Annotated in this window: 22 protein-coding genes; 6 read left to right on the forward strand and 16 right to left on the reverse strand. The window is 41.1% G+C overall.

Going from position 1 to position 26,494, the window contains the following annotated elements:
• The 4 genes from DR017_RS11365 to DR017_RS11380 all read left to right on the forward strand — a co-directional run.
• Positions 1–2,292, forward strand: a 2,292-nt coding sequence (locus tag DR017_RS11365; protein WP_146741541.1) for a T9SS type B sorting domain-containing protein, incomplete at its 5' end; no start/stop codon positions are given.
• 109 nt (positions 2,293–2,401) lie between these two features.
• A complete protein-coding gene (locus DR017_RS11370) occupies positions 2,402–3,256 on the forward strand; it encodes a hypothetical protein (protein WP_040361552.1) in 855 nt (284 codons plus the stop codon).
• Positions 3,249–5,537 (forward strand): DUF5682 family protein, encoded by a 2,289-nt coding sequence (locus DR017_RS11375; protein ID WP_002680733.1) that lies wholly within the window; start codon positions 3,249–3,251, stop codon positions 5,535–5,537. Before DR017_RS11370 ends, DR017_RS11375 begins: the two co-directional genes overlap by 8 nt.
• Positions 5,538–5,541: 4 nt before the next feature.
• Entirely contained in the window at positions 5,542–6,018 is a 477-nt protein-coding gene (locus DR017_RS11380; RefSeq protein ID WP_002680758.1) for a DinB family protein, read from the forward strand.
• A gap of 108 nt (positions 6,019–6,126) precedes the next feature.
• On the opposite strand, the gene hisS is transcribed toward DR017_RS11380, so the two are convergent.
• The 6 genes from hisS to DR017_RS11410 all read right to left on the reverse strand — a co-directional run bounded on the left by hisS (position 6,127) and on the right by DR017_RS11410 (position 11,859).
• Positions 6,127–7,503, reverse strand: a complete 1,377-nt coding sequence (hisS, locus tag DR017_RS11385) for a histidine--tRNA ligase (RefSeq protein ID WP_002680764.1) — start codon at positions 7,501–7,503, stop codon at positions 6,127–6,129.
• 102 nt (positions 7,504–7,605) lie between these two features.
• On the reverse strand, positions 7,606–8,373 hold the full coding sequence (gene mazG, locus DR017_RS11390; RefSeq protein WP_002680700.1) for a nucleoside triphosphate pyrophosphohydrolase: 768 nt from the start codon (positions 8,371–8,373) through the stop codon (positions 7,606–7,608).
• Positions 8,370–9,584 carry an ROK family transcriptional regulator gene (locus DR017_RS11395; RefSeq protein WP_002680680.1) on the reverse strand — a complete coding sequence of 405 codons (1,215 nt, stop codon included), beginning with the start codon at positions 9,582–9,584 and terminating at the stop codon, positions 8,370–8,372. Before DR017_RS11395 ends, mazG begins: the two co-directional genes overlap by 4 nt.
• Before the next feature lie 128 nt (positions 9,585–9,712).
• Entirely contained in the window at positions 9,713–10,951 is a 1,239-nt protein-coding gene (locus DR017_RS11400) for a BaiN/RdsA family NAD(P)/FAD-dependent oxidoreductase (protein ID WP_002680708.1), read from the reverse strand.
• A gap of 22 nt (positions 10,952–10,973) precedes the next feature.
• Positions 10,974–11,408 (reverse strand): PepSY-like domain-containing protein, encoded by a 435-nt coding sequence (locus tag DR017_RS11405; protein ID WP_002680780.1) that lies wholly within the window; start codon positions 11,406–11,408, stop codon positions 10,974–10,976.
• Between the two features lies 1 nt (position 11,409).
• On the reverse strand, positions 11,410–11,859 hold the full coding sequence (locus DR017_RS11410; protein ID WP_002680805.1) for a PepSY-like domain-containing protein: 450 nt from the start codon (positions 11,857–11,859) through the stop codon (positions 11,410–11,412).
• Between the two features lie 133 nt (positions 11,860–11,992).
• Here DR017_RS11410 and DR017_RS11415 point away from each other — a divergent pair, with 133 nt between their 5' ends.
• The gene (locus DR017_RS11415) at positions 11,993–13,375 is read left to right on the forward strand and encodes a DUF5723 family protein (protein WP_040361556.1); all 1,383 of its coding nucleotides are present in this window, start codon (positions 11,993–11,995) and stop codon (positions 13,373–13,375) included.
• A gap of 95 nt (positions 13,376–13,470) precedes the next feature.
• Here DR017_RS11415 and groL read toward each other — a convergent pair whose 3' ends face one another.
• The 10 genes from groL to DR017_RS11465 form a co-directional block, all read right to left on the reverse strand.
• Entirely contained in the window at positions 13,471–15,105 is a 1,635-nt protein-coding gene (groL, locus tag DR017_RS11420; protein ID WP_002680738.1) for a chaperonin GroEL, read from the reverse strand.
• A 24-nt stretch (positions 15,106–15,129) separates the two neighbouring features.
• A complete protein-coding gene (locus DR017_RS11425; RefSeq protein WP_002673428.1) occupies positions 15,130–15,408 on the reverse strand; it encodes a co-chaperone GroES in 279 nt (92 codons plus the stop codon).
• A gap of 199 nt (positions 15,409–15,607) precedes the next feature.
• A complete protein-coding gene (gene secG / locus DR017_RS11430; RefSeq protein ID WP_040361559.1) occupies positions 15,608–15,991 on the reverse strand; it encodes a preprotein translocase subunit SecG in 384 nt (127 codons plus the stop codon).
• Between the two features lie 5 nt (positions 15,992–15,996).
• Positions 15,997–16,836: a DUF8458 domain-containing protein gene (locus tag DR017_RS11435; RefSeq protein WP_002680724.1), complete on the reverse strand. Its 840-nt coding sequence runs from the start codon at positions 16,834–16,836 to the stop codon at positions 15,997–15,999.
• Positions 16,837–16,869: 33 nt separating this feature from the next.
• Positions 16,870–17,361 (reverse strand): LptE family protein, encoded by a 492-nt coding sequence (locus DR017_RS11440; protein WP_002680675.1) that lies wholly within the window; start codon positions 17,359–17,361, stop codon positions 16,870–16,872.
• Positions 17,362–17,441: 80 nt separating this feature from the next.
• Positions 17,442–17,882 carry a PIN domain nuclease gene (locus DR017_RS11445; protein WP_002680735.1) on the reverse strand — a complete coding sequence of 147 codons (441 nt, stop codon included), beginning with the start codon at positions 17,880–17,882 and terminating at the stop codon, positions 17,442–17,444.
• Positions 17,879–18,145, reverse strand: a complete 267-nt coding sequence (locus DR017_RS11450; protein ID WP_002680737.1) for a hypothetical protein — start codon at positions 18,143–18,145, stop codon at positions 17,879–17,881. Before DR017_RS11450 ends, DR017_RS11445 begins: the two co-directional genes overlap by 4 nt.
• Before the next feature lie 17 nt (positions 18,146–18,162).
• The gene (gene ruvA / locus DR017_RS11455) at positions 18,163–18,747 is read right to left on the reverse strand and encodes a Holliday junction branch migration protein RuvA (RefSeq protein ID WP_002680801.1); all 585 of its coding nucleotides are present in this window, start codon (positions 18,745–18,747) and stop codon (positions 18,163–18,165) included.
• A 69-nt stretch (positions 18,748–18,816) separates the two neighbouring features.
• Positions 18,817–21,180, reverse strand: coding sequence for a penicillin-binding protein 1C (pbpC, locus tag DR017_RS11460; protein WP_040361561.1), 2,364 nt, complete (start codon positions 21,178–21,180; stop codon positions 18,817–18,819).
• 28 nt (positions 21,181–21,208) lie between these two features.
• The gene (locus DR017_RS11465) at positions 21,209–21,823 is read right to left on the reverse strand and encodes an alpha/beta fold hydrolase (protein ID WP_002680683.1); all 615 of its coding nucleotides are present in this window, start codon (positions 21,821–21,823) and stop codon (positions 21,209–21,211) included.
• Between the two features lie 146 nt (positions 21,824–21,969).
• Between DR017_RS11465 and dnaE the strand changes: the two genes are divergently transcribed.
• Complete coding sequence (dnaE, locus tag DR017_RS11470; protein ID WP_002680664.1) at positions 21,970–26,427, forward strand: DNA polymerase III subunit alpha; 4,458 nt, start codon at positions 21,970–21,972, stop codon at positions 26,425–26,427.
• Positions 26,428–26,494: the final 67 nt, after the last annotated feature.

A 26,494-nucleotide genomic window follows, 5' to 3' on the forward strand; every position in this document is an offset into this window, starting at 1 on the left:
TTACACGTAAATACAGAGGATGCCTTTGTAAAATGTAATGGAGAAAGTTCAGCGCGTATTACCTTCTCGGCAACGGGCGCATTGGGTAACTATCAGTACAAATTGTACAAATCAGGCGTACACTCAACTACGGCTAGTGCTACCCAAGTAAACGCGACCGACTGGGCATTTACAGGCTTGAATAAAGGTAGTTACCAAGTAGAGGTCATCAGCGTAGACTGTACTGTATCTAGAACAGTAGATGTAGATGAATCACCAGCCTTTACAGTAGCAACAGCTACAACCGATATCACTTGTAACGCAATGCGTGATGGTACCATCTCAATGACGGTAACTGGAGGTGCAGGCGATGTACAATATGCTATCAGTCCTCGATTAGATCGATTTGTATCCGAAGGTTACTTCACGAATTTAGGTAGAGGACAGTATGTAGTAAGAGCACAAGATAAGAATGGCTGTTTTGTAGATGAAGTATTTACCATCCACGAACCCGATGTATTGAATGCAGTAATCCACAAACAAACCGATGAGGTATGTTATGGAGCAGGAGATGGTACAGTATCGATTACCATTACAGGAGGAACACAGTCTTATAGCACTTCAATTGATGGAGGCGCTTGGACAGTAGATAAGACCTTGTATACAGGTTTATCGGTAGGAGTTCACACCATTACGGTAAAAGATGCACGTTCTTGTACAACAGAAGTGCCAGTAACTATCAAAGAAGGAGTAGACTTGCAAGCTACAGCAACGGTAAGCTACGGTTGTGGTAACAATACAGTAGTGAACACCATTAATGCAACGGTGAATGCTAGCTACACAGGAGCGGTAAGCTTCAGTTTAGATGGTGGAGCGCCACAAAACTCAGGTAAATTTACAGGAGTAACAGCAGGGGTTCACAGCATCACCTTTACCCACCTCAATGGATGTACCACTACCCTTACAGTCAATGTAACGGCTTACAATAGTCTTACAGCCACCACAGCAACGAAAACCGATATGAGTTGTTATGGAATAAATGATGGTACGATAACCTTTGCGGTAAGTGGAGCAACTAATAGTTACACTTATACCATTACCCCAGAGGCAGGTACGTTCGATGGAGTAAGCAAGTATACCGGTTTATCGGCAGGTATCTATACGGTGAAAGTGAGATCTAATGGCGAGATAAACTGTGAATTAGAACAAAGCTTCACAATAGAGGAACCAGAGTTGTTGAAAGCAACAGCCTCAACAGTATCCGAAACTTGTTACCAAGCCAATGATGGTAGCTTGAGCTTTAGTATCCGAGGCGGTAGAGCACCGTATAACTTTACGATTAAAACAGCCTCAGGCACCACAGTAACCAATGGTACTTTAGCTACAGCAGGAGCGGTATATACACAAACCAATGTAGCAGGAGTTTATCTCTTAGAGTACAACGATGGTAACTGTTCACAAACCTTAGAGATAACAGTGCCAAAAGCACCAAATCTCGAGATGAATGTCAAGACGATGTTCAACTGTTCAACAGTATCGACTACTTATACTACAAGTTACTTGCGCATAGAGTTCCCATACGCTGATGAAAATCAGATAAGGAATATGCAGTACTCATTAGGTGGATCACCAATGATAGCCTTTGATAGATATGAAGGTAAGTATGCTTATACGAGAACTATTCCAACGGGACAATACACCCTTACGGTACAATATCAATCTTATCCAGGAGCGCCATATTGTACAAAAGTATATGGAGAAACAGTAAGCTTGACCCGTTATCCAGGATTAGAATTAGAAGATAAGAGTGATCCACGATCTATCAATACGATAAAGGTACAAGCTAAGGGCGGAAACTCAACGCAGTACATTTATTACTTCAATGGCTTTACCAATGGTACTAACGAGTATATGTTGCGTTCAACCGATCCAACCACACGAGTGGTAGGTAATAGAGTGTACAAAACAGTAGTAGTAGAGGTAACCGATGCTAATGGCTGTAGTTCAACGCTCACTATAGAGAAAGAGTATATGAAGTCAGTACCACCAGACTTCTTCACGCCAAACGGCGACGGACAGAACGATGGTTGGGATCCAGATAGATACCGCAGTTATCCAAATCTAACGGTAGACATCTACGATCGTTACGGACGTTATATCACCACTTTGCGTTCAGGACAAACTTGGGACGGTCGTTATAACGGCAAGGAATTACCAACAGGCGACTATTGGTATATCCTCAAAACCCACGAAGAAGGCGAAGACGACCACGAATATATGGGTCACTTCAACCTCTATAGAGCCGCTGATTAACAAATAAACAAATTCCGCGAGGCACACGCCTCGCGGAATTTGTTTATTTACTAATTTGCTAATTTGCTAATTTATCTTTACCTTTGCACAACTAAAAACTAAAAAACTGATGAAATATCTAATAACTTCTATGCTATTAGTAGCTACTGCTACGCTATTTGCTCAACAGCAAAACCCCACTGATTGGGAAATCTCTGGACTTAAAGGTAAGGTCAAAACATTGCGCTCTATCCCTTATCAGATAACCGCTCAAGGAAAATCTTTCGCCAAAGGTGCGGTAGACCTCGATTTAGATACAGTAAATAAAATCGCTAACCTCGAAAACCTCCAAAAAGAGTTTAACGCTAAAGGTTATCTCAGCCAAACGCGTTTCTTCTACAAAAATGGCGACTTGTACAGCCGTATGGAATATTATTACAATCCACAAGGGCAGTTGTTTGAAACTCGCTATAATTCCGATAAAACCCTCTATGCTTATAGCCCTGAAGGTTATCTTATCAAAGATGCAACCTATTCACCTGGGGGCTTTCTCAAATCGCATTACACCTATCAAGTAAATGCTGAAGGACAAATACTTAAAGAAGAAACCTACCGAGCCAATGAATTAGAATCTGCTGTTACTTATACTTACAATAAACAAGGCGATCCCGTGGAAATGCGTTATTATGATGCTCAAAATAATTTATTGCAAATAGTAAAAAATAAGCTAAATAAACAGCATCAACTCGTGAGCAATCGCGTGTATGATAAAGATAATAACTTAGTGAGTACCACTACCAAAAAATACAACGCCAAAGGGGATTGTGTAAAACTACAAGCAGAAACTAAACTGCCTAAAAAACAAAAAAATGTAGCGACTTATGAGTATAAATATGATGCTCAAGGTAACTGGATTTCCAAAACAACTTTCATCAATGGCGAGCCTCGTCAGATTATAGAACGCACCTTCACTTATTATGAATAACCTTCACTTTTTTGGTGTACGACACTTGTCACCCTCGGCTGCCTATCACCTCTTAGACTTCTTAGAAAAGCACAAACCTAAATGCATTCTTATAGAAGGACCTGCCGATGCTACTCCTCTGATGTCTCAAATCGCTCAGAAAGGGGTAAAACCTCCCATTGCGATGTTGGGCTATACCACCGAGCTACCTATAGAAACAGTGCTCTATCCGTTTGCGTCCTATTCTCCCGAATATCAAGCAATATGCTGGGGAGTAAAGAAAAAAGCAACGCTTAGGTTTATAGATTTGCCTACCGAAAATATGCTCAAACTTCGTCAGGAACAACCCTCTGATGAAGAAGGTGAAAAAGCACGTGAGTTCTACAAGTACCACAATGCTCTCTACAAACAACTTGCTGAGCAGGTTGATGAAACCGATTACGAAAACTATTGGGAACGCCATTACGAACACAATCTCAACACCGATACTTTTGCGCCTACACTTGCCTTACAATCAGGTGAAATGCGCCAAATGGTCATAGATAAGGAATATGAAGAAGCACCTTTTGATTTCTCGTACAACCTCATTCGTGAGGCGTATATGAAACGCGAAATCGCCAAGGCTTGCACCGAGTTTAAACCTGAGGAAATAGTAGTGATTGTAGGTGCTTACCATTTGTTGGGCATCCAAAATAGCCTACCTGCAATGACCGACGACGAGCTTAAAAAGCTCCCCAAAGCTACAGCTCAGCTTACCCTGATGCCTTATTCGTATTTGCGCCTCAGCAGTCGTACGGGTTACGGAGCAGGCAATATGGCGCCTTACTACTTTGAACTGATGTGGCGTGCAATGCAAACCAATACAATGGATAAACTTGCCGCTACCTATCTCACCAAAATAGCCAAAATACTTCGCGACCAAGGGCAAAATGCCTCTTCTGCTAGTGTAATTGAAGCTGTCCGACTTGCCAATGTGCTCTCCGCGATGAAAGGCGGTACTTATCCCGTACTCGAAGATTTGCACGATGCTGTAGTAACTTGCTTTGGCGGTGGCGGACTATCCTCGGTAGCCGAAGCTATCAACAAAGTAGATATAGGTACAGCTATTGGAGCATTGCCCGAAGGGGTGAGCCAAACGCCCGTGCAGGAGGATATGAATCAGGAGCTGAAACGCTTGAAACTCACCAATTACAAATCGGCAATAGCACAAGACCTCTCTCTTGACCTCCGCGAAAACCTCAAAGTAAAAACCAAAGAAGCTGCTTTCATAGACCTGAATCGCTCTACTTTCCTCCACCGTTTGGAAGTCTTAGGCATTCACTTTGCCACTCAACAACGCGTACAGCAAGACAAAGCCTCGTGGGCTGAAAAATGGGTCTTGCAATGGAGTCCTGAAGTAGAAATAGAAATCGTTGAAGCTAATCTTAAAGGTGAAACGCTTGAAATTGCAGCTGCCTTTATACTCAAAGAACAACTGAGTGAAGCAACCGACCTTTCTGTAGTAGCCAAAATCATCAGGCAGGCTTGCGAATGTCAGCTTACACATATTTTTGGCAATGCACTCAGCACCTTGCAAAGCCTTTTGGTAGACAGTAATAACTTTGCCGAAACTGCTTTTGCTGCTCACGAACTTTCAATGCTCATTCAGTACGGTGACCTCCGCCAGTTCAACCTCGAACCGCTGAAACCTATCTTGCAACAACTCTTTTTGCGTGCCTCTTTATTGTTGATTGATGCCTCATCTTGTGATGATAAAGCCTCAAAACCAATTGTAGATGCGATGAATACAATGGAGTTCATCTCCGAACAGCAATACGAACTCGTAGATACCGAAACGTGGCAAAAAGAACTCACTCACCTTGCGTGGCGCGATGATGTAAATACCAAATTATCAGGGGTAGCCTTTGCGATATTGTTAGAACACAATTTAGCAACTGAAGAAGAATGTGCACGCGAGGTATCACGCCGCCTTTCAGCAGGTGTTCCCGCCGATTTAGGAGCTTCGTGGTTTGAAGGATTTTCTGGAAGAAATAGATACGCATTGTTATCGCGTACAATTATATGGCAAGAATTAGATAATTATGTACGCCAATTAGACGAAGAACAGTTTATGCGTTCAGTAGTGTTCTTGCGCCGTGCTTTTGCCGATTTTGAGCCTAACCAAAAGAATAGCATAGCCGAACTTTTAGGAGACCTTTGGGGTACTGGCAAAGAAGCAACAGCCGAACTTTTACAAGAAGTGCTTACGGAAGAAGAAAGTACCAAATTAGACGAACTTAACGACTTTGATTTTGATTTTTAAATATATGAAAGAAGTATTTACCTTATACCGAAAATTGCGTGAGCGACAACTCAAATTGCTCAATAGTTTCACCCCCGAAGAATTGGCAATCATTCCTGCGGGCTTTAAAAATAATATCTTGTGGAATCTTGCTCATTGTGTAGTTACCCAGCAAAATTATTGTTATGCTAATAGCGATCTGCCTACTTATCTCACCCCCGAATTTATAGAGCGTTATCGCAAAGGCTCCATCCCCGATGGACATATCCCTACTGCTGCCGAGATAGAAGAACTACAGCAACTCCTCATCCGCACAGTCGATTTACTTGAAACTGATTACCAAAAAGGAATTTTCAAACAATACAATCATTATGTAACAGGTATAGAGTATGAACTCAATACCATTGAAGAAGCGATTTATTTCAATATCTCACACGAAGGAGTGCATTTAGGAAGCGTATTGGCTTTAAAATGTGCTATCAACGCAATGAAAAACAAATAGAATTAGCTTGTGCGGCTCGCACAAAAAAACTTTGTCAAAGTCCTTAATTGCCTTTGCGGCTCGCACTTTGACAAAGTCTATAAAAATTTCTAATTGTTTGTCGTACTACTACTGAAATAAAGCATTGCTTACTTCATTGAGACTACATTCTTTTTGAGTGCCCTCTAACATATTTTTTAGTACAAAAGTACCTTTAGCGAGTTCACTTTCACCTATAATCACCACATAAGGGATATTGCGCTTGTTAGCATAATCCATTTGTTTTTTAATTTTAGCAGCATCAGGGTAGAGTTCTGCAGTTTTGCCAAGCTGACGCAAGGCTTTGAGTAGTTTCATACTCTGTAGCGCTTCAGCATCGCCAAAGTTGATACAAAGCACCTCTACAGTACTATTGAGCGATTCAGGGAAAAGATTCAATTCTTCCATCACCAGCCCGATACGGTCTAACCCAAAAGAAATACCTATGCCACTCATCCCTTTGAGTCCAAAGATACTAGTGAGGTCGTCGTAGCGTCCACCGCCTCCTATAGAGCCCATTTGTACGCCTGCTGGGGCAGCAATCTCAAAGATAGCTCCCGTGTAGTAATTGAGTCCGCGAGCAAGGGTAACATCGAGGTCTAAGATAGCCGTTTGCAAACCAAGCTGATTGATTTGTTGGGCTATAAATTCTAATTCCTCCACACCTTTCAATCCTGTTTCCGAGTTTTTGAGAATTTCTTTTAGGGCAGAAAGTTTTTCAGCGAAAGAACCTTTGAGTGCGAAGATAGGTTGCAATTTAGCAATTGCCTCCTCACTAATACCTCTTTCTTTCATTTCTTTGATTACACCCTCTTCACCTATCTTGTCTAATTTATCGAGTGCTACCGTAAAATCAGTGAGTTTATCGCTTTCGCCTATCATTTCGGCAAAGCCACTGAGGATTTTTCGGTTGTTTATTTTAATAGTTACCCCTTTGAGATTGAGGGCTGTAAACACACTGTCATAAAGTTGTACGAACTCCACTTCCTGCCACAAACTGGTGCTACCTACAACATCAGCATCACATTGATAGAACTCTCTAAATCTACCTTTTTGCGGACGATCAGCACGCCATACAGGTTGTATTTGATAGCGTTTGAAAGGGAAGGTTAGTTCGCTTTGGTGTTGCACTACATAGCGAGCAAAAGGAACTGTAAGATCATAGCGAAGGGCTTTTTCGGAGAGTTGAGGAGTGAGTTTTTGAGGGTTTTTAGCTTCCCAATCTTCTTGTTTTACTCCTTGTGTAAAGTCGCCTGAATTGAGTATCTTGAAGATAAGGCGGTCGCCTTCTTCACCGTATTTGCCCATTAGGGTATTGTAGTTTTCAAAACTTGGCGTTTCTATAGGTTGAAATCCAAAGGTATTGAAAGCATTTTTGATAGTGTTGATAATGAAGTTGCGTTTAGCTACTTCAGTAGGTGAAAAGTCACGAGTACCTTTCGGTATACTTGGTTTTTGTATTGCCATTGTTTTTTAGGTATTTTTTATATTAATATATGCATCTATATATTTCTATATGACCAAAGTCTTGATTAAGATGTCTAAATCTGTGGTCATAGTTTTATTGTTTTATAGGTTTTTGGCTTCTTGCCAATAGGTCTCCATTTCTTGTAAGGTCATATCTTTGAGTGATTTGCCTTGTGCCGTAGCTTTTTCTTCTAAGTACTGAAAGCGAGCGATGAATTTGCGATTAGTGCGCTCTAAGGCATCTTCGGGGTTTACCTTTAAAAAACGAGCATAGTTGATGAGACTAAACAGCACATCGCCAAACTCACTTTCTATATTGCTTTGCTTTTGAGCTTTTACTTCGGCGTGTAGTTCATCTATTTCTTCTTTTATTTTTGCAAAAACATCGTCGATATTGTCCCAATCAAAACCTACACCAGCAGCTTTATCTTGTATGCGAGTGGCTTTCACTAAGGCAGGCAGACTCTTGGGTACACCACCCAAAACGCTTTTGTTGCCCTCTTTGAGTTTTATTTTTTCCCAATTGCGCTTTACATCTTCCTCGTTGTTTACCTGCACATCACCGTAGATGTGGGGGTGTCGCTCAATGAGTTTTTCGCATACGCCATTGGCTACATCAGCGATGTTAAAACTATTGGTTTCACTGCCTATTTTGGCATAGAAAACAATGTGTAAGAGTAGGTCGCCTAATTCTTTTTTTACTTCTTGAAGGTCGTTGCTAAGGATAGCATCGCCTAATTCGTAAGTTTCTTCAATGGTGAGATGGCGCAAACTCTGCATTGTTTGCTTTTTGTCCCACGGACATTTGGCGCGCAGGTCGTCCATTATGTTGAGGAGTCGCTCGAAAGCTACTAATCGTTCGTCTTTCATATCAATCCGATGAATTTACTGCGAGCGAGGAGGCTAGCCCCTAAAAGACCTGCTTTTTCGCCCAATTTAGATACTTTAATTGTGGAATCTTTACTTACTAAGTTCAATGAATATTTTCTAATAGCACTTCGCAAGGGGAGCATTAGGTAGTCGCCTGCATAGGCAAGAGTTCCTCCAATAACAACCAATTCGGGGTTGAAAAGATTGATGAGCCCTGCGATGTGTTTGCCTAAAGAATTGCCTATTTCCTCGATGAGTTCGATGGCGAGCATATCTTCTTGTAAGGCAACCTCTATAATGTCGTTCAAGCTAATAGGATCATTGGGGTTGTATCCGCTTTTTTGGGTGAGCAGAGAGGAGTGTCCGCTATGTAGTTTTTCCAAGAATTTGCGGTGTAAGGCTAAGCCAGAAGCCTCTGTTTCGAGGCAACCTTTTTTGCCACAATGGCAGAGTATTTCGTTGCCAAAGGCAGGAATATGACCAAATTCTCCTGAAAATCCTGATTTGCCATAGTACAATTGTCCGCCTACGATAATCCCGAGACCTAAGCCCCAGCTAACATTCACGTACAATACGTTTTTTTCACCATTTACGCATCCTTTGATGTATTCACCATAGGTCATTGCACGGGAATCATTATCAATAGAAACATTGATGTTCAGTTCGTTTTCGAACATTTCGGTAAGGGGGCGTTCATCAAAATAGAAGCTGCTATAGCTATGTCCAGTAAGAGTATTTACACGTCCGGAAATATTGATACCCATACTGAGGATTTTGTGTTTGGGTACTTTTGAGTTATGTATAAATTGAGTGATAATTTCGCAAAGTCTTTGAAATCTTTCTTGAGGTTGAGATTCAATAAAGGGAATGGAGAGTTCATCACTGATGAGTTCACCTTTAAAGTCGGTGATGCCTATATTCACGTGAGAATGGCAGATATCTACGCCAATGAAGTAGCCAGAATTTTGGTTAAGCCCATAGATATTAGGGCGGCGACCACCTGGGGTTTCTATTTTTCCAAAATCCATTACAATGCCATCATCAATGAGTTCACCTACCATTTTGGTAACAGTAGGCACACTCAAATCTAATTCTTTACCAAGGTCGGCAAGGGTATTGTCGCCATTGTTGATGTAGTAGCAAATGATATCTTTTTTAAGCGAAGCACTGCGAATGCCCGCTTTTATATCATCTAAAAATTTAAGTCCCATAATTCGCTATTTTATTATAAATTAATTACGATGGCAAAGTTAAGTATTTTTTTTTGAATTGAAGCAAGAATTAAAGATTATTTTTTTGTGTTGAGAATAGATTATAAGTTAATTTTACTTTTTGGAAGTTAAAGTGTTTTTAAAAAGTTTTCAGCAATGATATAGCCTCCCGTCCAAGCGTTTTGAAAGTTGAATCCTCCAGTAATGGCATCGATATCAAGTACTTCACCAGCTAAGTAGAGGTGAGGGTGCAGCTTGCTCTCGTAGGTTTTGAAGTTGATTTCGGAGAGTTTTACGCCTCCAGCTGTTACAAATTCATCTTTGAAAGTAGCTTTGCCTTCTATAGGAAAACGGCATTGGGTAAGGATTTCGGCAAGGTGTCGCAATTGCGATTTGTTGAGTTCTGCCCACGACTGAGCAGGGGCAATTCCGGCGCTATCTAAAAGGGCATTCCACAAGCGTTTAGGAAGGTCAAAAAGCGCGAGATTTTGCATAGATTTGCGTCCGTTGTGTTGTTTGTAATCTTGCAAGAGTAGAAGCGTTTCGTCATAAGTAAGTGCTTCGTTGTTGTGAGCGGTGAAGTTCACTTCCATTAGGCATTGGTAGTTACATTCGGCTAACACACGAGCCCCCCAAGCCGAAGCACGCAACACCGCAGGACCACTAAAACCATTGTGAGTGAAGAGTATAGGAGCAGTTTCGGCAATTTTGAGCGATTTTCCATCTTGACTGAGTAAGCGTACAGAGGCATTTACCGCAATACCCGATAGCTCTTTTGCCCATTGGGTAGAAGTGTTGAAAGTGAAAAGTGAAGGGACAGGAGAAATAATTGTATGTCCTAAATTGGCTAATAGCTGCCATATTTTAGGGTTACTTCCGGTAGCAATTACTACATTATGAGCCTTATAGGTTGAGTTAGGTGTAGTGATTTCCCAACCTTCGGGAGTAGGGGAGAGGGCTTGCACATTTTGCTGGGTGAAGAGCTCAATGTGGTGTTTTTTGATTTCGTTGAGGAAGCAATTTACAACGCTTTCTGAAGAATTAGAAGCGGGAAATACACGACCATCGGGTTCTGTTTTGAGAGAGACGCCGTGCGCTTCAAACCATTCCATTGTATCGCCACACATAAAGCGGTGAAACGGACTGAGGAGTTCCTTACTGCCTCGTGGATAGTTCTTTACGAGTTCTTGAGGGGTGAAAGTAGCATTAGTGAGATTACAACGTCCCCCACCCGAAATTTGCACTTTGTGAAGTACTTCTTTGCTCTTTTCGAGGATAGCGATTTTGAAATCAGGACGGTTTTCGGCGGTATTAATAGCGGTGAAGAAGCCTGCAGCTCCTCCACCGATAATGATTAGGTCGTACATTCAATTAACAATTAACGGGAGGTTACTTTACCCCAATAAAATTGAAGTTTTCGTCGAATTTGAGTTCTTGATCGTCAGTAAGTTCAGCTTTATATCTCTTTTTGGTGAGATTGCGTGATACTTCTTTGATAGATTCAAAAGGGAAAGTAGCGCTTACGTGAGCCAATATTTTTTCGGGAACTACGTGATCAGGCACTTTGCCGTGACGAGCTTTGAGCTCTTTCCAATCGCCGTTGCCATTGAATTCTATTTCAAGTCCGTCGCGGAAGATAACGGTGTACTCTTCGTCGTTGTAATCGGTGTCTTTCCAAACCGAAGCAATATGATCTACCAAGAAATGCTGACGCACGAAGTTGATAGCATCGGCAGGAAGGTCGTTGAAAGTTACTTTAGAGTCTTGAGCTGAGGCTGCGCTGAAGGTAAGTGTAGCAGCAATGAGTAATAAAAAACGTTTCATATTAGTCGTCTATTTTTAAGAATTTACCATTTAAGTTAAAGATGAGTTCTACGCCATTACTAAGGTCTACTTCGTGTTTAGCGCGCCCTTTTTTGATTTCTTTAATCATCGCTTTAGGGAACTTTTTTTGTACGTACTTAGCTATTTTAGCAGGAACGATTTTAGGCGATACTTGTCCGTTGCGCGCTTTTACTTCTTTCCAGTTGCCATCTGCGAGAAATTCTACTTCAGTGCCATCGGCAAAGAGAACGGTGTAATCTTCCACTCTGCCTTTTTCAGTATCTTGCCATACTGAAACAATGCTGTTAGCCGAAAAATGCTGATTGATAAAAGTTTGTGCATTAGCGGGTAGAGCACTCGCAGGCACAAGACCATCTTCTTCTTGAGCAGTAGCTACTCCAAAAGCAAATAGAGAAAAAGCTACAGTTGATAGTGTTTTAAGTGTATTCATTTTTTATAATTAAAATATTTAGAACGACAAAGATAAGTAAAAATAGAAACAGTACAAAATGAATTACAATTTTTATTTGATATTTGATAAAAAGTTGTACATTTGCACGCAAATTTATAATGTTTTTTACACAATGAAAAAAGTAATTTTATCAGCTTTGTTTTTAACAACAATGGCAATGGAAGCTCAGCAATCGTTTGCGGGGCTTAGAGAGAGTTATTACTCGGGGGTGATACAAACCACTGCGAATCCCGCTTATATGATTAGCAGCAAGCGCTCTTGGGATGCCAACTTGTTTTTGGTAAATTTTGATTTGGCGAATAATGCTATCAAAATGGATACTGGTCTAATGAACAGTTTTAATGATTATACTCGTAGTGATGCTAATAACCCTCTACTTAATCATCGCATTAATGCTAAATTAAATATAGATGTGTTGGGTCCATCACTCTATATGAAAATTAATAACCAACACACAGTGGGTATTTTTTCTCGTGTGCGCGCTTTGGGTAACGTGAGAAATTTTGATGCGAAACTCTTACAATCAATATTTGCTGATGGAAAAGATTTAGATTTGACTCAGCCTTATAACTTGACTTTGAACGACCAAGATGTGGCAGCACATATCTTTTCGGAGATAGGTTTTTCTTGGGCAGGAGTACTCTATTTTGATGGGCATAATGCTATCAAAGGGGGGGCAAGTTTGAAAGTGATACAAGGTTCAGGAAATGTGTATGCAGGATTTAGAAATTTTGAAGGAGCAACCGCTTCACTTACAATAGATAACTCTACTAAAAGTACCATACTTAATATACAGTCTCAAAATGGGGTAGTGGAAGTACTCAATGGAGGAGCTTCTTTGGTGAGTTTTGATAACCTTAATGCAAATGATTTATACTTCAAATCAAATGCATCTACTCTAGGTTTTGATATAGGAGCTGTATATGAATATAATAAAGATGGCTGTCCTCATTGCTATAATAATTCTCACGATTTGAGAGTAGGTTTCTCTATAATGGATATAGGTAGATTGAAATATACGCCTACTAAGGATTCACAACGTTATCGTATGCCTGCTTCTGGTGTTGCTAGTCTTACTATGGATGATTTATCAGAAGAAAAATTAAAAAGTACTTTTGTTGATAGTAGAGCTGCTACCGAGAAGATAAAAGTATCTTTGCCTACTACTTTGAACTTGAGTGTAGATTATCGCGTAGCACGACCTTTCTTTGTGAATTTAGCGACTCGTTTTAACCTTACTAATAAGAGCAATGCTTATACAGCGGCTTATGCTAATGAGATTTCACTTACACCACGACTAGAATCAGAGTTTTTAGGAGCTTATTTACCTCTTACATACAATCAAATTTCTAAAACAAATGTAGGTCTTGCTTTGCGTTTAGGTCCTTTTGTAGTAGGATCTAATACTATATTGAGCAACCTTACTAAATCGGCTAAAGAATTTAATTTCTTCTTTGGGGTAAGATTTGGTCATAGAGCTTATCAAAGTATGTAATTAAAATTATTATTGAAATAAATTGGGGAGAGTTTCTCGTGAAACTCTCCCCAATTTTTATATTTAAAAATATGAATAATGTTATGAATTTACGATTACATCATTCCTGGCATTCCACCACCCATTGGAGGCATAGCCATTGCTTTGTCGTCTTTGATATCAACCAAAGCGCATTCGGTAGTGAGGATCATACCAGCTACTGAAGCAGCGTTTTCAAGGGCAACACGAGTTACCTTTTTAGGGTCGATGATACCAGCTTTAAACATATCGGTATAAGTACCTGTTTTGGCATTGTATCCGTAAGCATCTCTTGAAGCATCGAGTACACGAGCTACGATTACAGAACCTTCAACACCAGCGTTTTCTACGATAGTGCGCAAAGGAGCTTCCAATGCTTTAAGGATAATTTTAATACCAGTTTCTTCATCGGCGTTAGCAGGTTTAAGTTTTGCTAAAGCGTTTTTAGCACGGAGAAGAGCAATACCACCCCCTGCTACGATACCTTCTTCAACAGCGGCACGAGTAGCGTGAAGCGCATCGTCTACGCGGTCTTTTTTCTCTTTCATTTCTACTTCTGAAGCAGCACCTATATATAATACAGCTACTCCGCCAGAAAGTTTAGCCAAACGTTCTTGTAGTTTTTCGCGATCGTAATCGGAAGTTGTATTTTCGATTTGAGCTTTGATTTGGGCTGCGCGTGCTTTGATGTCTTCAGATTTACCTGCACCATTTACGATAGTAGTGTTATCCTTGTCGATGCTTACTCTTTCGGCAGTACCGAGCATATCTACAGTAGCGTTTTCGAGAGTAAAGCCTCTTTCTTCAGCGATTACAGTACCACCGGTTAGGATAGCGATATCTTCGAGCATTGCTTTACGACGGTCACCAAAACCAGGTGCTTTTACAGCAGCGATGCGAAGGGTACCACGCAATTTGTTTACTACTAAGGTAGCTAAGGCTTCCCCATCGATATCTTCAGCGATAATCAAAAGTGGTTTACCAGATTGAGCTACAGGCTCTAATACTGGAAGCAAATCCTTCATAGTAGAGATTTTCTTGTCGTACAACAAGATGTAAGGACGATCGAGTTCAGCTACCATTTTTTCTGAATCGGTAACGAAGTAAGGAGAAAGGTAACCGCGATCAAATTGCATACCTTCTACTACATCTACGTAAGTATCAGTACCTTTGGCTTCTTCTACGGTGATAACACCTTCTTTACCAACTTTCTCGAATGCTTGAGCGATAAGTTCACCGATAGTATCATCGTTGTTAGCTGAGATAGAAGCTACTTGTCTGATTTTTTCAGAAGAAGAACCTACTTCTTTAGCTTGTTTAGCCAAGTGTTCTACGATTTTTACAACAGCTTTGTCGATACCGCGTTTCAAATCCATTGGGTTAGCACCAGAAGCTACGTTTTTCAAACCTTCTTTTACGATAGCTTGAGCCAAAACGGTAGCGGTAGTAGTACCATCACCAGCGAGGTCGTTAGTTTTAGAAGCTACTTCTTTTACCATTTGAGCGCCCATATTTTCGAGAGCGTCTTCTAATTCAATTTCTTTAGCAACGCTCACCCCATCTTTAGTTACTTGAGGAGAACCGAATGATTTGCTAATAATTACATTACGTCCTTTAGGACCTAAGGTTACTTTTACTGCATTAGCTAATGCATCAACGCCGCGTTTAAGACCTTCGCGAGCGTCTATATCAAATTTAATGTCTTTTGCCATTTTTTTAAATTTTTAATGTTTAGATTAGATAACTGCTAACACGTCGTTTTCACGCATAATGAGGTAGTCTTTACCTTCTAATTTGAGTTCAGTACCAGCATATTTGCCATAGAGTACAGTATCACCTACTTTTAGGGTAACAGGGTTATCTTTAGTACCTGCACCTACGGCTACAACGGTACCTTTTTGAGGTTTTTCTTTTGCAGTATCAGGGATGATAATACCTGATGCAGTAGTAGTTTCTGCCACTGCGGGCTCAATCACTACTCTATCAGCTAAAGGTTTGATATTCAATTTTGCCATTATTGTTTAGTTTTTAATTATTTGTTTACTTAGAAAGTTATGGGAAAGAAGTTAGGTGTTAGAAAACTTTGACAAAGTCCTAAAACTTTGTCAAAGTTCTATTTTCAACCTTTCATTTAGTATTTAATTCCTTTTATAAAAAATCGAAGAGGATATTTCAGAAAGTGTGCCAATCTGAAATAACTGACTTTTTGTCAGTTTAGTTTCCTGTATTAGAAGATGTGGCAGGAGTAGCAGGCACTTGTTGAGTAGCGTTGTTGTTAGCGGGTGCTTGCTGATTGAGTTGGTTTATTGGAGCAGCGGGAGTACTACCGTCTAATAATTTAGAGTCGCCAGTTACACCATTACTGTTGTTGGCTATTAAGGTGTTGGCAATAAGGATAAGCACAGCTAAAGCAGTAGCAAATGTCCAAGTACTGCGTTCGAGGAAGTCGCCAGTTTTCTTTACCCCTCCTACTACTTGAGTGTTACCTCCGAAAGTAGAAGAGAGTCCACCTCCTTTAGGATTTTGAACCATAATTACCAAAGCGAGTAGCAAACATACTACCACGATGAGCACTAAAAAGATGTTAAATGTTGTCATTTTTCTTATAAATTATTTTGCTGTAGTTTTTTAATTTTTTCTATTTGGGCTGCAAAGTAAGCACTTTTTTCTGGATTTTTCAAAATTAATATTTCATAAGCTTGAATGGCTTGCTTGAATTTGCGCTGATTTACATATACTTGCGCCAATGTTTCGGTCATTAATTGTTTAGGGTCTGACTTTACTTCATCGGCTAAATTCACGTTAGAAACGTAGTCTCTTGAGGCTTCAATTTTAGGATTGTTTTCTAAAAACTTATCAATGAGTTTGAATTTCTCAGCTACTTTATCGTCTTTGTAAGCGACTTCGGCGTGTTCTTCCGAGATATTTTCCAGCCATTGAGAGATGTTGTCAGCATCGGTTTTAGGTTTTTCTTCAGGTTCTTTGGCTATAAAAACATCGGCTAACTCTTGGTGATTTACCAAATCTTCAGGAAAGATAGGATCTTCAAAAATTGATTTATTGGGTAAATCGGGGCGGTAAGGATGTGGTTCGTGGTCGATATAACTTACTTTAGGCGGTGTGTTTTCTGTTTCTTCAGCTTCTTTGCGTTCACGAGCTTTGCGAATGCGCTCAAAATCACGGCGCAGTGCTGAAAAATCAGGAATGATGCTTTTAGAGTTGATAAAATCGAACAATACTGAACGATCGGTTACATGTACCGCAGCTAATTTTAGAGCCTTGTTGTATTTGTAATTTCCTTCGGAATGTAATATTTTGAGTTGTAACACCCTTGCTGCTTGAAAATAAGGATATTCCTTCACTATCTCGTCGAGTTCATATACTTGATCATCGTTAATAGTGTAGGGATGCCTAATAATTTCTATGAATTCCTTTACAGTCAATGTGTTATTTTGTCGATTTGCTGATTTGTGGATTTACCAATCGGCGAGTGAGGCATTGAAAATATCTTGGGTGATACGTTCGAATATCTGTGGAATAGCCTCTCCTTTTACTGAACTTAACTGACTTGCAGCGGGGTAATCGTAGTAAAAAGAAAAGCGTTTTTCAAAGTCTTTTTTCTCTTCGGTATGATTGGTAAAACGTACATTTACACTTATGGTAAGGCGGTTTTGTGCAGCGGTTTGTCCTGCGGTAGCGGTCATAGGAGTAATGTTGAACTCTACAATTTCACCTTCGTATACAAGGTCGCCATTGCGGTCGGTAAGGCTGAGGTTAGTTTGGTTGTTGATTAAATCTTGCAAGGCGATGGTAAAATCGCGGTCGAGCCCTGGTTCTACTAAAGGTGCATCATTGCGGAAGAAGTTGACTTGAAAGGTTTTAGCATCGCCGGTACTACCCCCCGTAAAGTTGTAGATACCACAACTTACAGCAGTGAAAGCCAATAGTATATATAAGAGATATTTCATTCTATCAATCAATTAGCGGGCAAAGATACGAAAATAATTACGAATGACAAATTACGAATGACAAAATAGCGGTAAAAGTATTATTTTTTGTAAATTCTTTGTTTGAGTTCTTCGAGTGTTATAAAAAAATGTCCATACCCTTTTGCGGTAAGTCCTTTTTTGAGTTTCTTATCACCTGACCATATTTTGTGTTTGTATTGCAAATGAAAAGCTATAAAAGGAGCATCATCAATATCTATGTCAGCTACTATCTCTTGAGCCTGTTTGTCATTCTCTTTTGAAATATTTTTCATTGAAAGGATTTTTATCCCTTCTAAAAGATTAGCCAACTCTTTTTTAACCTCTTTCTTTGTTTTATTCAAAAATTTTGAGAGTCGAGGCAAGTGTTCTTCTACTTCATCTAATAAATATTCTGGCACTAAGAATTGTATCTTTTTCTTTTCATTAAGAACTTTTGCTACGACTCCATCAGGAGAAATAAGTGCGCTAAAAAATATATTGCTATCAGTTATTACTATCATTTTTCAGCATATTTTTTCTTCATAGTCTTGAAATATCGTTTGGCAAAACCTTTTTTCACATCTTGTGATAGTTCCATTATAAAATCACGATGTGTAATGGGCATACCATCTTCATCTTCTTCTAATATTTCTATAGAAGAAGCAGATGTTTTTTTCTTGCCCTTAGACACTTCTACTTTCACAAAAGGCAAAGACTTTACATATTCCAAAAAGGCTAAAGCCATTTCACTGCTATTGTCTACTTTGAGAATGGTTGTATTCATAGTTTTTACTGTTAAATTTACAAACGTTTGAGGGCTTGCTTGATAATTTCTTCTACTGAAAGCTCTTCATTGTTCAATTTGACAATGGTATCGACCACTTTTTCAGCTTGTTTGCGTACAAAACCTAATACCTCTAAGGCAGCAAGCGCTTCTTCTTTGTTAGTGTTTAGAGTATTGATAGAAACCTCTTCAAAATCTTGTAGTTTGAGCATTTTATCTTTTAGGTCAAGTACTACGCGCTGCGCTGTTTTAGCACCTATGCCTTTTACGGCTTGAATGGTAGCCACATCGCCATTGATAATTGCACTGCGCACGTGGGCAGCAGTGAGCGATGAGAGCATAGTGCGGGCAGTACTAGCCCCTACTCCCGATACTGAGAGTAGCAATACAAACACTTCGCGTTCGGCTTTGGTGAGGAAACCATAAAGCGTGTGGGCATCTTCTTTGATTTGCAGATAGGTATATAGTTTGATAGCTTCCCCTTCGGGTAGTGCTGAGTAAGTATTTAAGCTGATATTTACAAAATAACCTACCCCGTGGCAATCGATTACCACGTGAGTAGGGTTCTTTTCAATGAGTTTTCCTTGTAATTGTGTAATCATTAGTTTAATTTGCTAATTTGTCGATTTGCAAAAGTACAAATAATTAGAGAATTAGCAAGGTTTTTATGACTACCTGCACATCACACTAATAGCTCTTTCTTCGCCTTTTTCGTTGATGATGCGCAAGATATGGTCGCCTTTGGAGGCAAAGATATTCATTTCGTGAAAGGTTTCGGTAGTGCCGAGAAAAGCATCATCTAAATACCAAAAAACCTTGCCTTCGCGATTGGCAGCCTTCGCTGTAAAGGGTTGTTGCTCGCCTCCAAAAGTTTTAGTGGTGTAGAGTACGCTTTGGTGTTTGGGGTAAACGAAATCTAAACCTCTTTGCAGATTGCCTTGTGTGCAATCGGGACGTAGGGAGGGGAGTGGCTTGTAGTGAATATGTTGCTGTTTGTAATACCATTCCATTACGGGAGGTAATACGAACCACGCTTTGTTTACAATGTTTTGTGGAGACTCGCACGAGGTGTTTACTTGGTACTGCTCATTAAGGTCGAGATGTACGAGCTTATGATAAGGGCATTGTCCCACTTCCTTAGGAGCGAGATTGCTGAGTACTACTTGTTTAGGGCATTCGGGTTTGGCAAGGAAACCAGAATTGGCACAAACGGTTACCTCACGCAGGTCGTCTAAGGGCTGTGAAAACCAAGAAGTAGGAGGGAGGGCGTTGAAGATACTGAACATCACCGGAGCGGCGTAGGTAGCCCCTGTGAGGGTGGGACGTCCTTCGCCTGTGGCATTACCTACCCACACAGCCACCACATATTCAGGTGTAGCACCAATAGCCCACGCATCTTTGTTGCCAAAGCTAGTCCCCGTTTTCCACGCTATCTTGCGTGACGACTCGTAGTAGCGCCACGCTATATCATCGGTAGGGCGGTTCACTTCCTTCATTGCACTGAACATCTTGTAGAGCGCTCCCGCCCTGAAGGTAGGTAGTTCGCGAGTGTTTTTTCCGAAATCTAAGGGGGCAGTATCGGTATAACGCAAGTGCTGAAATTCTTGAGTACGATAGTGCTGAGTGCGCGCAAAAACTTCCGTTTCCGAAGCTAAATTGGTATACGCCTGTGCCAAATCCCACAGATTGCTCTCCGCACCTCCGAGGATAATGGAAAGACCATAATGGTCGGGGTGGCGGTTGATGTTTTTCAGTTGTAAGTGTTGTAACACATCGTAAAAACGATAGGTAGTAAATTGCTTTAAAAGCCATACAAACGGAATGTTTAGTGATTTAGCTAAAGCCATATCGGCAGCAACGGCTCCTTCAAAACTATTGCTAAAATTCTGAGGTGAATAGCCTCCTATTTGAGTAGGGATATCGGGGATTAATTGGGTAGGCAAGAGTTCTCCCTCGTGCAACATCGCTGCATAGAGAAAAGGTTTGAGCACACTACCCGTGCTGCGAGGTGCGTGAATGATATCCACATCTTTTTGATGATCGCTATCAGTAGGGGTATTGCCTACGTAGGCGAGCACTTTACGCGTTTTCACCTCTACCACCAAGGCTGCCATATTGTAGATTTCGGACTGTGAGTAGTGAGAGTAATAGCCTGCTATAAGTCTGTTAGCCTTCTCTTGCAACTCTATCGATATTGTAGAGGTTATTCGTTGCCCTTCTTGTGTTTTAGAAGCAAAAGTAAGCAGGTGAGGTGCGAGTTGAGGGATAGGGTGAGGTTCGGCAGGAAGAGGCTCGAGAAGTGCCAAATCATAAGTTTCTTTATTGATGATATTTTTGAGTAAGAGTTTGTGTAGTAACGCATTGCGTTTTTGCAAGAGGCGTTCTTGGTTCTTACCAGGGAAGATAAGACTGGGAGCATTAGGCAAGACTGCCAATGTGGCCGATTGTGCCCACGAGAGTTGGTAAGAAGCAACACCAAAGTAACGCCACGCTGCCATATCAAGTCCCACCACATTGCCACCAAAGGGTGCGTGAGAGGCGTAGAGCTTGAGGATGCTCTCCTTAGAATAGCGGAACTCCAAACGGGTAGCCCATATCATTTCAATAAGTTTCTCAAAATAAGTGCGTTGTTGGTGCTCGCGAGCGATGCGTATCACCTGCTGGGTGAGCGTACTACCCCCCCTTGTAATCTTTCCGTTGGTAATATTGCGATAGAGAGCCTTGGCTACCGATATAGGATTTACCCCCCAATGATGGTAGAAATGAGCATCTTCAAACTGCAATACCGACATTTTAAAACGGTAGGGCACACTGTCTACTTCAGGAAAACGCCACTGTCCGTCGCCCGCAATTTTAGCTCCTAACAACTTGCCCTCGCTACTTTCCAACACTGTGGCATAAGGTTGTGGGAAGAGTACGCTTGGCAAACAGAATATATACCACACGAGGCAGCATACCAATATTGCTGTTTTAATAGGGTGCTTGCGGACTTTTTGTTTTAGAAAATGAAAGGTATGTAAAAGACGTTTTTTCATAAAATCGCGCAAATATACGGAAAAGTTTTTATATTTTGCCTAAAGAGAGCACCATTGAGTGTCCGCCACCTACCACTCGCTGTGCGTTTTTAATATATCTAAAAGGAAGTATATGGTCGTTATCGCCGTGGTAGTGAACAAAATTCGTAGGGATTGCAGTGTTTTGCCACCCTATGATGGCGCTTATCGCCCAACGCAAAAAAGGAGTAGATGTCTCCTCTAAAATGCTTTTTAGAAGGGCTTTATCTTCAGAGGTGTCTACTCCAAACAGCCAATAAGTGAATGCATTAGCTCTCTTCATTAGTGAATAAGGCAAAAATTTGTGTAAGCGCAGTTTTCCTAAAAAACGGTACGATGGAGGCAATTCATCACGTGTTTTTGCTGAGGAAATCAAAATCACCTTTTCCACAGGTAATATTTTAGCGATTTCTACAGCAACCATCCCTCCGAAAGAGAGTCCCACAAGCACAGGATGAGGAGCCGTAATTCGCTGAGCGATGCGCTGGGCGTATTGAGCAAGTGTTTCAGTAGCCAAAGGCGGTATCCAGTGGATATGTTCTACTTCAGCCTCGCCAAACGATAGGTTTTTAAAAACCCTTTCATCAGCACCCAAACCACTGAAAACATAATATTTTTGAGCCATAGAAAAATGATTTAGATAGGCAAAGGTAAAGAAAAGTTTGGTAATATGCAGCCATTTATACAGATGTTTTTTGCTAATTCCTCATTATTCCCTACCTTTGCCCTCACAAAATAAACTCTTATCTCTTACCTCTTATCTAAACGAAAATGTATTTAATATTCGATACTGAAACCACGGGTTTACCCCGCCGTTGGGATGCCCCTCTTACCGATAGTGACAACTGGCCTCGCGCCGTGCAGATTGCTTGGCAATTGCACGATGAGTGGGGCGCACTCATAGAACATCAGGACTTTTTGATAAAGCCCGACGGTTTTGATGTGCCTTATGATGCCGAAAAAGTGCACGGTATTTCTACCCAATTAGCAGAAACTCAAGGCGTGCCTATCGCTGAGGTGTTCAAAGCGTTCAACGAGGCACTCAGCAAGGCAAAATACGTGGTAGGACAAAATATAGGCTTCGATATCAATATTATGGGGGCTGAGTTTCACCGCTATGGGGTGGAGAGTCCGCTTACACAGATGCCCGTAATCGATACTTGTACCGAAACAACTGCCAATCTCTGCCAGATAGCAGGCGGGAAAGGAGGTCGTTATAAGTTGCCTACCCTCACCGAGTTGCACTCTTTCCTCTTTGGTGTACCCTTTGCCGAGGCGCACAATGCCACTGCCGATGTGGAGGCAACTACACGCTGTTTCTTTGAACTGATACGTCGTGGTGAAGGCTTTCAAGAAGGTACTTTCAGTAGCGACTATATCAAAGAATTTCAAGGGTATCACACCTCACCTATAGGGCTTATTGGACTTACACACGTGAACCTCAAAGAGGCTTCCGAAGCCTTGCGAAAAAGCAGTAGCACTGCGCAATCTTCTGAACCTCACGCCGATGCTTCACTATTAGAAGAGGCGGTGTTTGCCCACCTACACAATCACACACAACACTCTATATTACAATCTACTACGTCTATAAAAGACCTTGTAAAAGTTACCGCCAAAGAGAAGATGCCTGCCGTAGCGCTTACCGATAGTGGCAATATGATGGCTGCCTTCCACTTTGTGCAAGCCGTACAAGGGCATAACAAAGAGGCGGAAGCTAAAAACAAAGAGGCTGAAGAAAAAGGTGAAACACCTACTGAAACGCTTATCAAGCCTATTATAGGTTGTGAGTTCAATATCTGTGAAAATCACTTGGATAAAACCCGACAAGACAATGGCTACCAAGTGGTGATTTTGGCTAAAAACAAACAGGGCTATCACAATCTTACCAAAATGGCTTCTATCGCTTCTACCAAAGGCTTTTACTATGTGCCTCGTATAGATAAGACGATTGTAGAGCAGTATAAAAGCGACTTAATGGTGCTCTCAGGAGGTATGAATGGTGAAATTCCGTCCAAAATACTGAATATCGGTACCAAGCAAGCGGAAGAGGCGCTTTTGTGGTGGAAAGAGCAGTTTGGCGAGGATTTCTATTTGGAAGTGATGCGCCACAACCAAGAAGATGAAAACCGCGTAAACGAAACCCTTGTAGAGTTTTCTAAGAAATATGGGGTGAAACTCATCGCCACTAACAATACCTTTTATCTCCATAAAAAAGATGCCAATGCCCACGATATTCTGTTGTGTGTGAAAGATGGCGAAAAGCAGAAAACACCTATCGGGCGCGGTCGTGGCTATCGTTTTGGAATGCCTAACAACGAGTATTATTTCAAAACTTCAGCCGAAATGAAAGCGCTCTTCAAGGATATTCCTGAGGCGATTCTCAATATTCAAGAGATTATCGACAAGGTAGAACCCTACGGATTGGCGCGTGATATTCTCTTGCCTAAGTTTGATATTCCTGAAGAATTTCAAGTAAGTGATGATCTCACAGGTAAGAAAGGTGAAAATAACTATTTGCGTCATCTCACTTATGAAGGAGCTAAACGCAAATACCCCGAAATTACCGATGAAGTGCGCGAGCGTTTGGATTTCGAGCTTTCCATTATCGAAAAAACGGGTTACCCAGGCTACTTCCTTATTGTGCAAGACTTTATCGCAGCAGCGCGACGTATGGGGGTATCAGTAGGACCTGGGCGGGGGTCAGCCGCAGGGTCGGCAGTGGCGTTTTGTTTGGATATTACCAATATGGATCCCATTAAGTACGACCTCCTCTTTGAGCGTTTCCTCAACCCCGATCGTGTGTCTATGCCCGATATCGATATTGACTTTGAGGACTCTGGTCGCCAAGATGTCATCAACTATGTGATTGATAAGTATGGCGAGAGTCAGGTTGCGCGGATTATCACCTATGGCAAAATGGCTGCCAAATCGGCTATCAAAGATACGGCTCGCGTGCTGGATGTACCTCTGCAAGAGTCAAATAGATTAGCGGGCTTAGTGCCTAATGGAGTGTCGTCTTTAGGGAAGATGTTCGGTTGGGACGATAAAACCCTTAAAGAAAAAGTGCGCAGTGAAGAATTGCTAAAAGTAGATGAACTGAAACGCCTTTTAGCAGGAGAAGGGGAGGAGGAGAGTACCCAAACCATTCAACAAGCAAATATTATTGAAGGTTCAGTGCGCAACACGGGTATCCACGCTTGTGGGGTAATTATCACCCCCGACGATATCACCAACTTTGTGCCTGTAGCTTTAGCCAAAGATTCCGACTTATTTGTGACTCAGTTCGACAACTCGGTAGTAGAGAGCGCTGGATTGCTGAAAATGGACTTCTTGGGACTCAGTACCCTCACACTTATCAAAGATACTATTGAAAATATCAAACAAACGCATAATATAGAGCTCGATGCAGAGGCTTTCCCGCTCGACGATAAAAAGACTTATGAACTCTTCCAGCGCGGTGAAACGGTCGGGATTTTCCAGTACGAGTCCACTGGTATGCAGAAATATATGCGAGAGCTGAAACCTACGGTCTTTGCCGACCTGATAGCGATGAATGCCCTCTATCGTCCAGGACCATTGGAGTACATTCCTAGTTTTATCAAGCGCAAACACGGTATTGAGCCCATTGAGTACGACCTCCCCGATATGGAGGAATACCTCAAAGAAACTTATGGAATTACTGTCTATCAAGAGCAGGTGATGTTGCTATCGCAGAAATTGGCAGGTTTTACCAAAGGTGAAGCCGACGTACTCCGTAAGGCGATGGGTAAGAAACAAATAGCCGTACTAGCTAAGATGAAACCTAAGTTCATTACCCAAGCCTCCGAAAAAGGTCACGATGCTCAAAAACTCGAAAAGATATGGGCAGACTGGGAGAAGTTTGCGGCTTATGCGTTCAACAAATCACACTCCACTTGCTATGCTTGGGTGGGTTATCAAACAGCCTTTTTGAAAGCCAATTACCCTGCCGAGTATATGGCAGCAGTATTGTCTAACAATATGAATGATATCAAAACGATTACTTTCTTCTTAGAAGAGTGCCACCGTATGGGAATCAAGGTATTACCTCCTGATGTGAATGAATCGTTGTACAAATTTACCGTAAATAAAAACGGCGATATACGCTTCGGGATGGGGGCTGTGAAAGGGGTAGGAAAAGCTGCTGTCGATACGATTGTTGAACAACGCCAAGAGCGTCCTTATACCTCTATTTTCGATTTGGCAAAACGCGTAGATTATAAGAGCATCAATAAGAAAGCCTTTGAAAGTATCGCCTTGGCAGGAGGTTTTGACTCGTTCACCAATGTGCACCGCGCTCAGTATTTCCACGCCGAAGCCGATGGTATTCCATTCCTTGAAAAAGCCATTCGTTTTGGCACCAAATATCAAGAGAGCAAGAACTCTGCCCAGATGAGTCTCTTTGGGGGAGAGAGTGAAGTAGATGTCCCTGAACCTGCAGTACCTAAGTGTGAAACTTGGGGCAACCTCGAGCAGTTGCGCCGTGAGAAGGAGGTAGTAGGTATCTATATCTCAGGGCATCCATTAGACGATTTCAAACACGAATTGCACAATTTCTGCAATATCAGTCTGTCACAATTGCAAGACTTGAATTCTTTTATCAATCGCGAACTCACAGTAGCGGGTATGGTAGCCGATTTGCAGCACCGCACTAGTAAAAATGGTAAAGGATTTGGCTTCCTCACCCTCGAGGATTACGATGGCTCTTATGAGTTTAAACTCTTTGGAGATGATTATTTGAACTATCAGAAATATATGATTCCTGGGGCGTTTTTGTATGTCAAATTTAAAGTAGTAGAAGGATTCCTTAATAGAGAAACCAACCAAAGAGGAGAGCCTCGCATACAGTTTATGCAGGTAATGCAGTTACAAGATGTAATGGAAAGTCTTGCTAAGAAACTTACTTTGCACGTAAATATTAAGGATATCACCCCAAAATTCATTACCGATTACAGAGATTTACTGCAAAAACACAAAGGGAGTCAACCTATTTATTTTGTAGTGCACCATCAAACGGAGAATATCCATCTCAATATGGAAAATGGCAATTTAAAAGTAGCAATTACCAAATCTTTTTTAGACGATTTAGACAATTTATTAGCTCAATACAATCTCAACGATCGCCGTATCGAGAAAATTGTAGCTAAAAAAGCTGAAGAGACTCAAGATGATGAAGAAATGGCAATGGAAGATTTAGGACTTTCTGATTAAAAAAATCTTCCTCATTACTTGTTAATTGTTAATTATTTTGTACCTTTGCGCTCAAATTAAGGAAATA

It is taken from the genome of Capnocytophaga sputigena, assembly GCF_900446695.1.
Lineage (GTDB): Bacteria > Bacteroidota > Bacteroidia > Flavobacteriales > Flavobacteriaceae > Capnocytophaga > Capnocytophaga sputigena.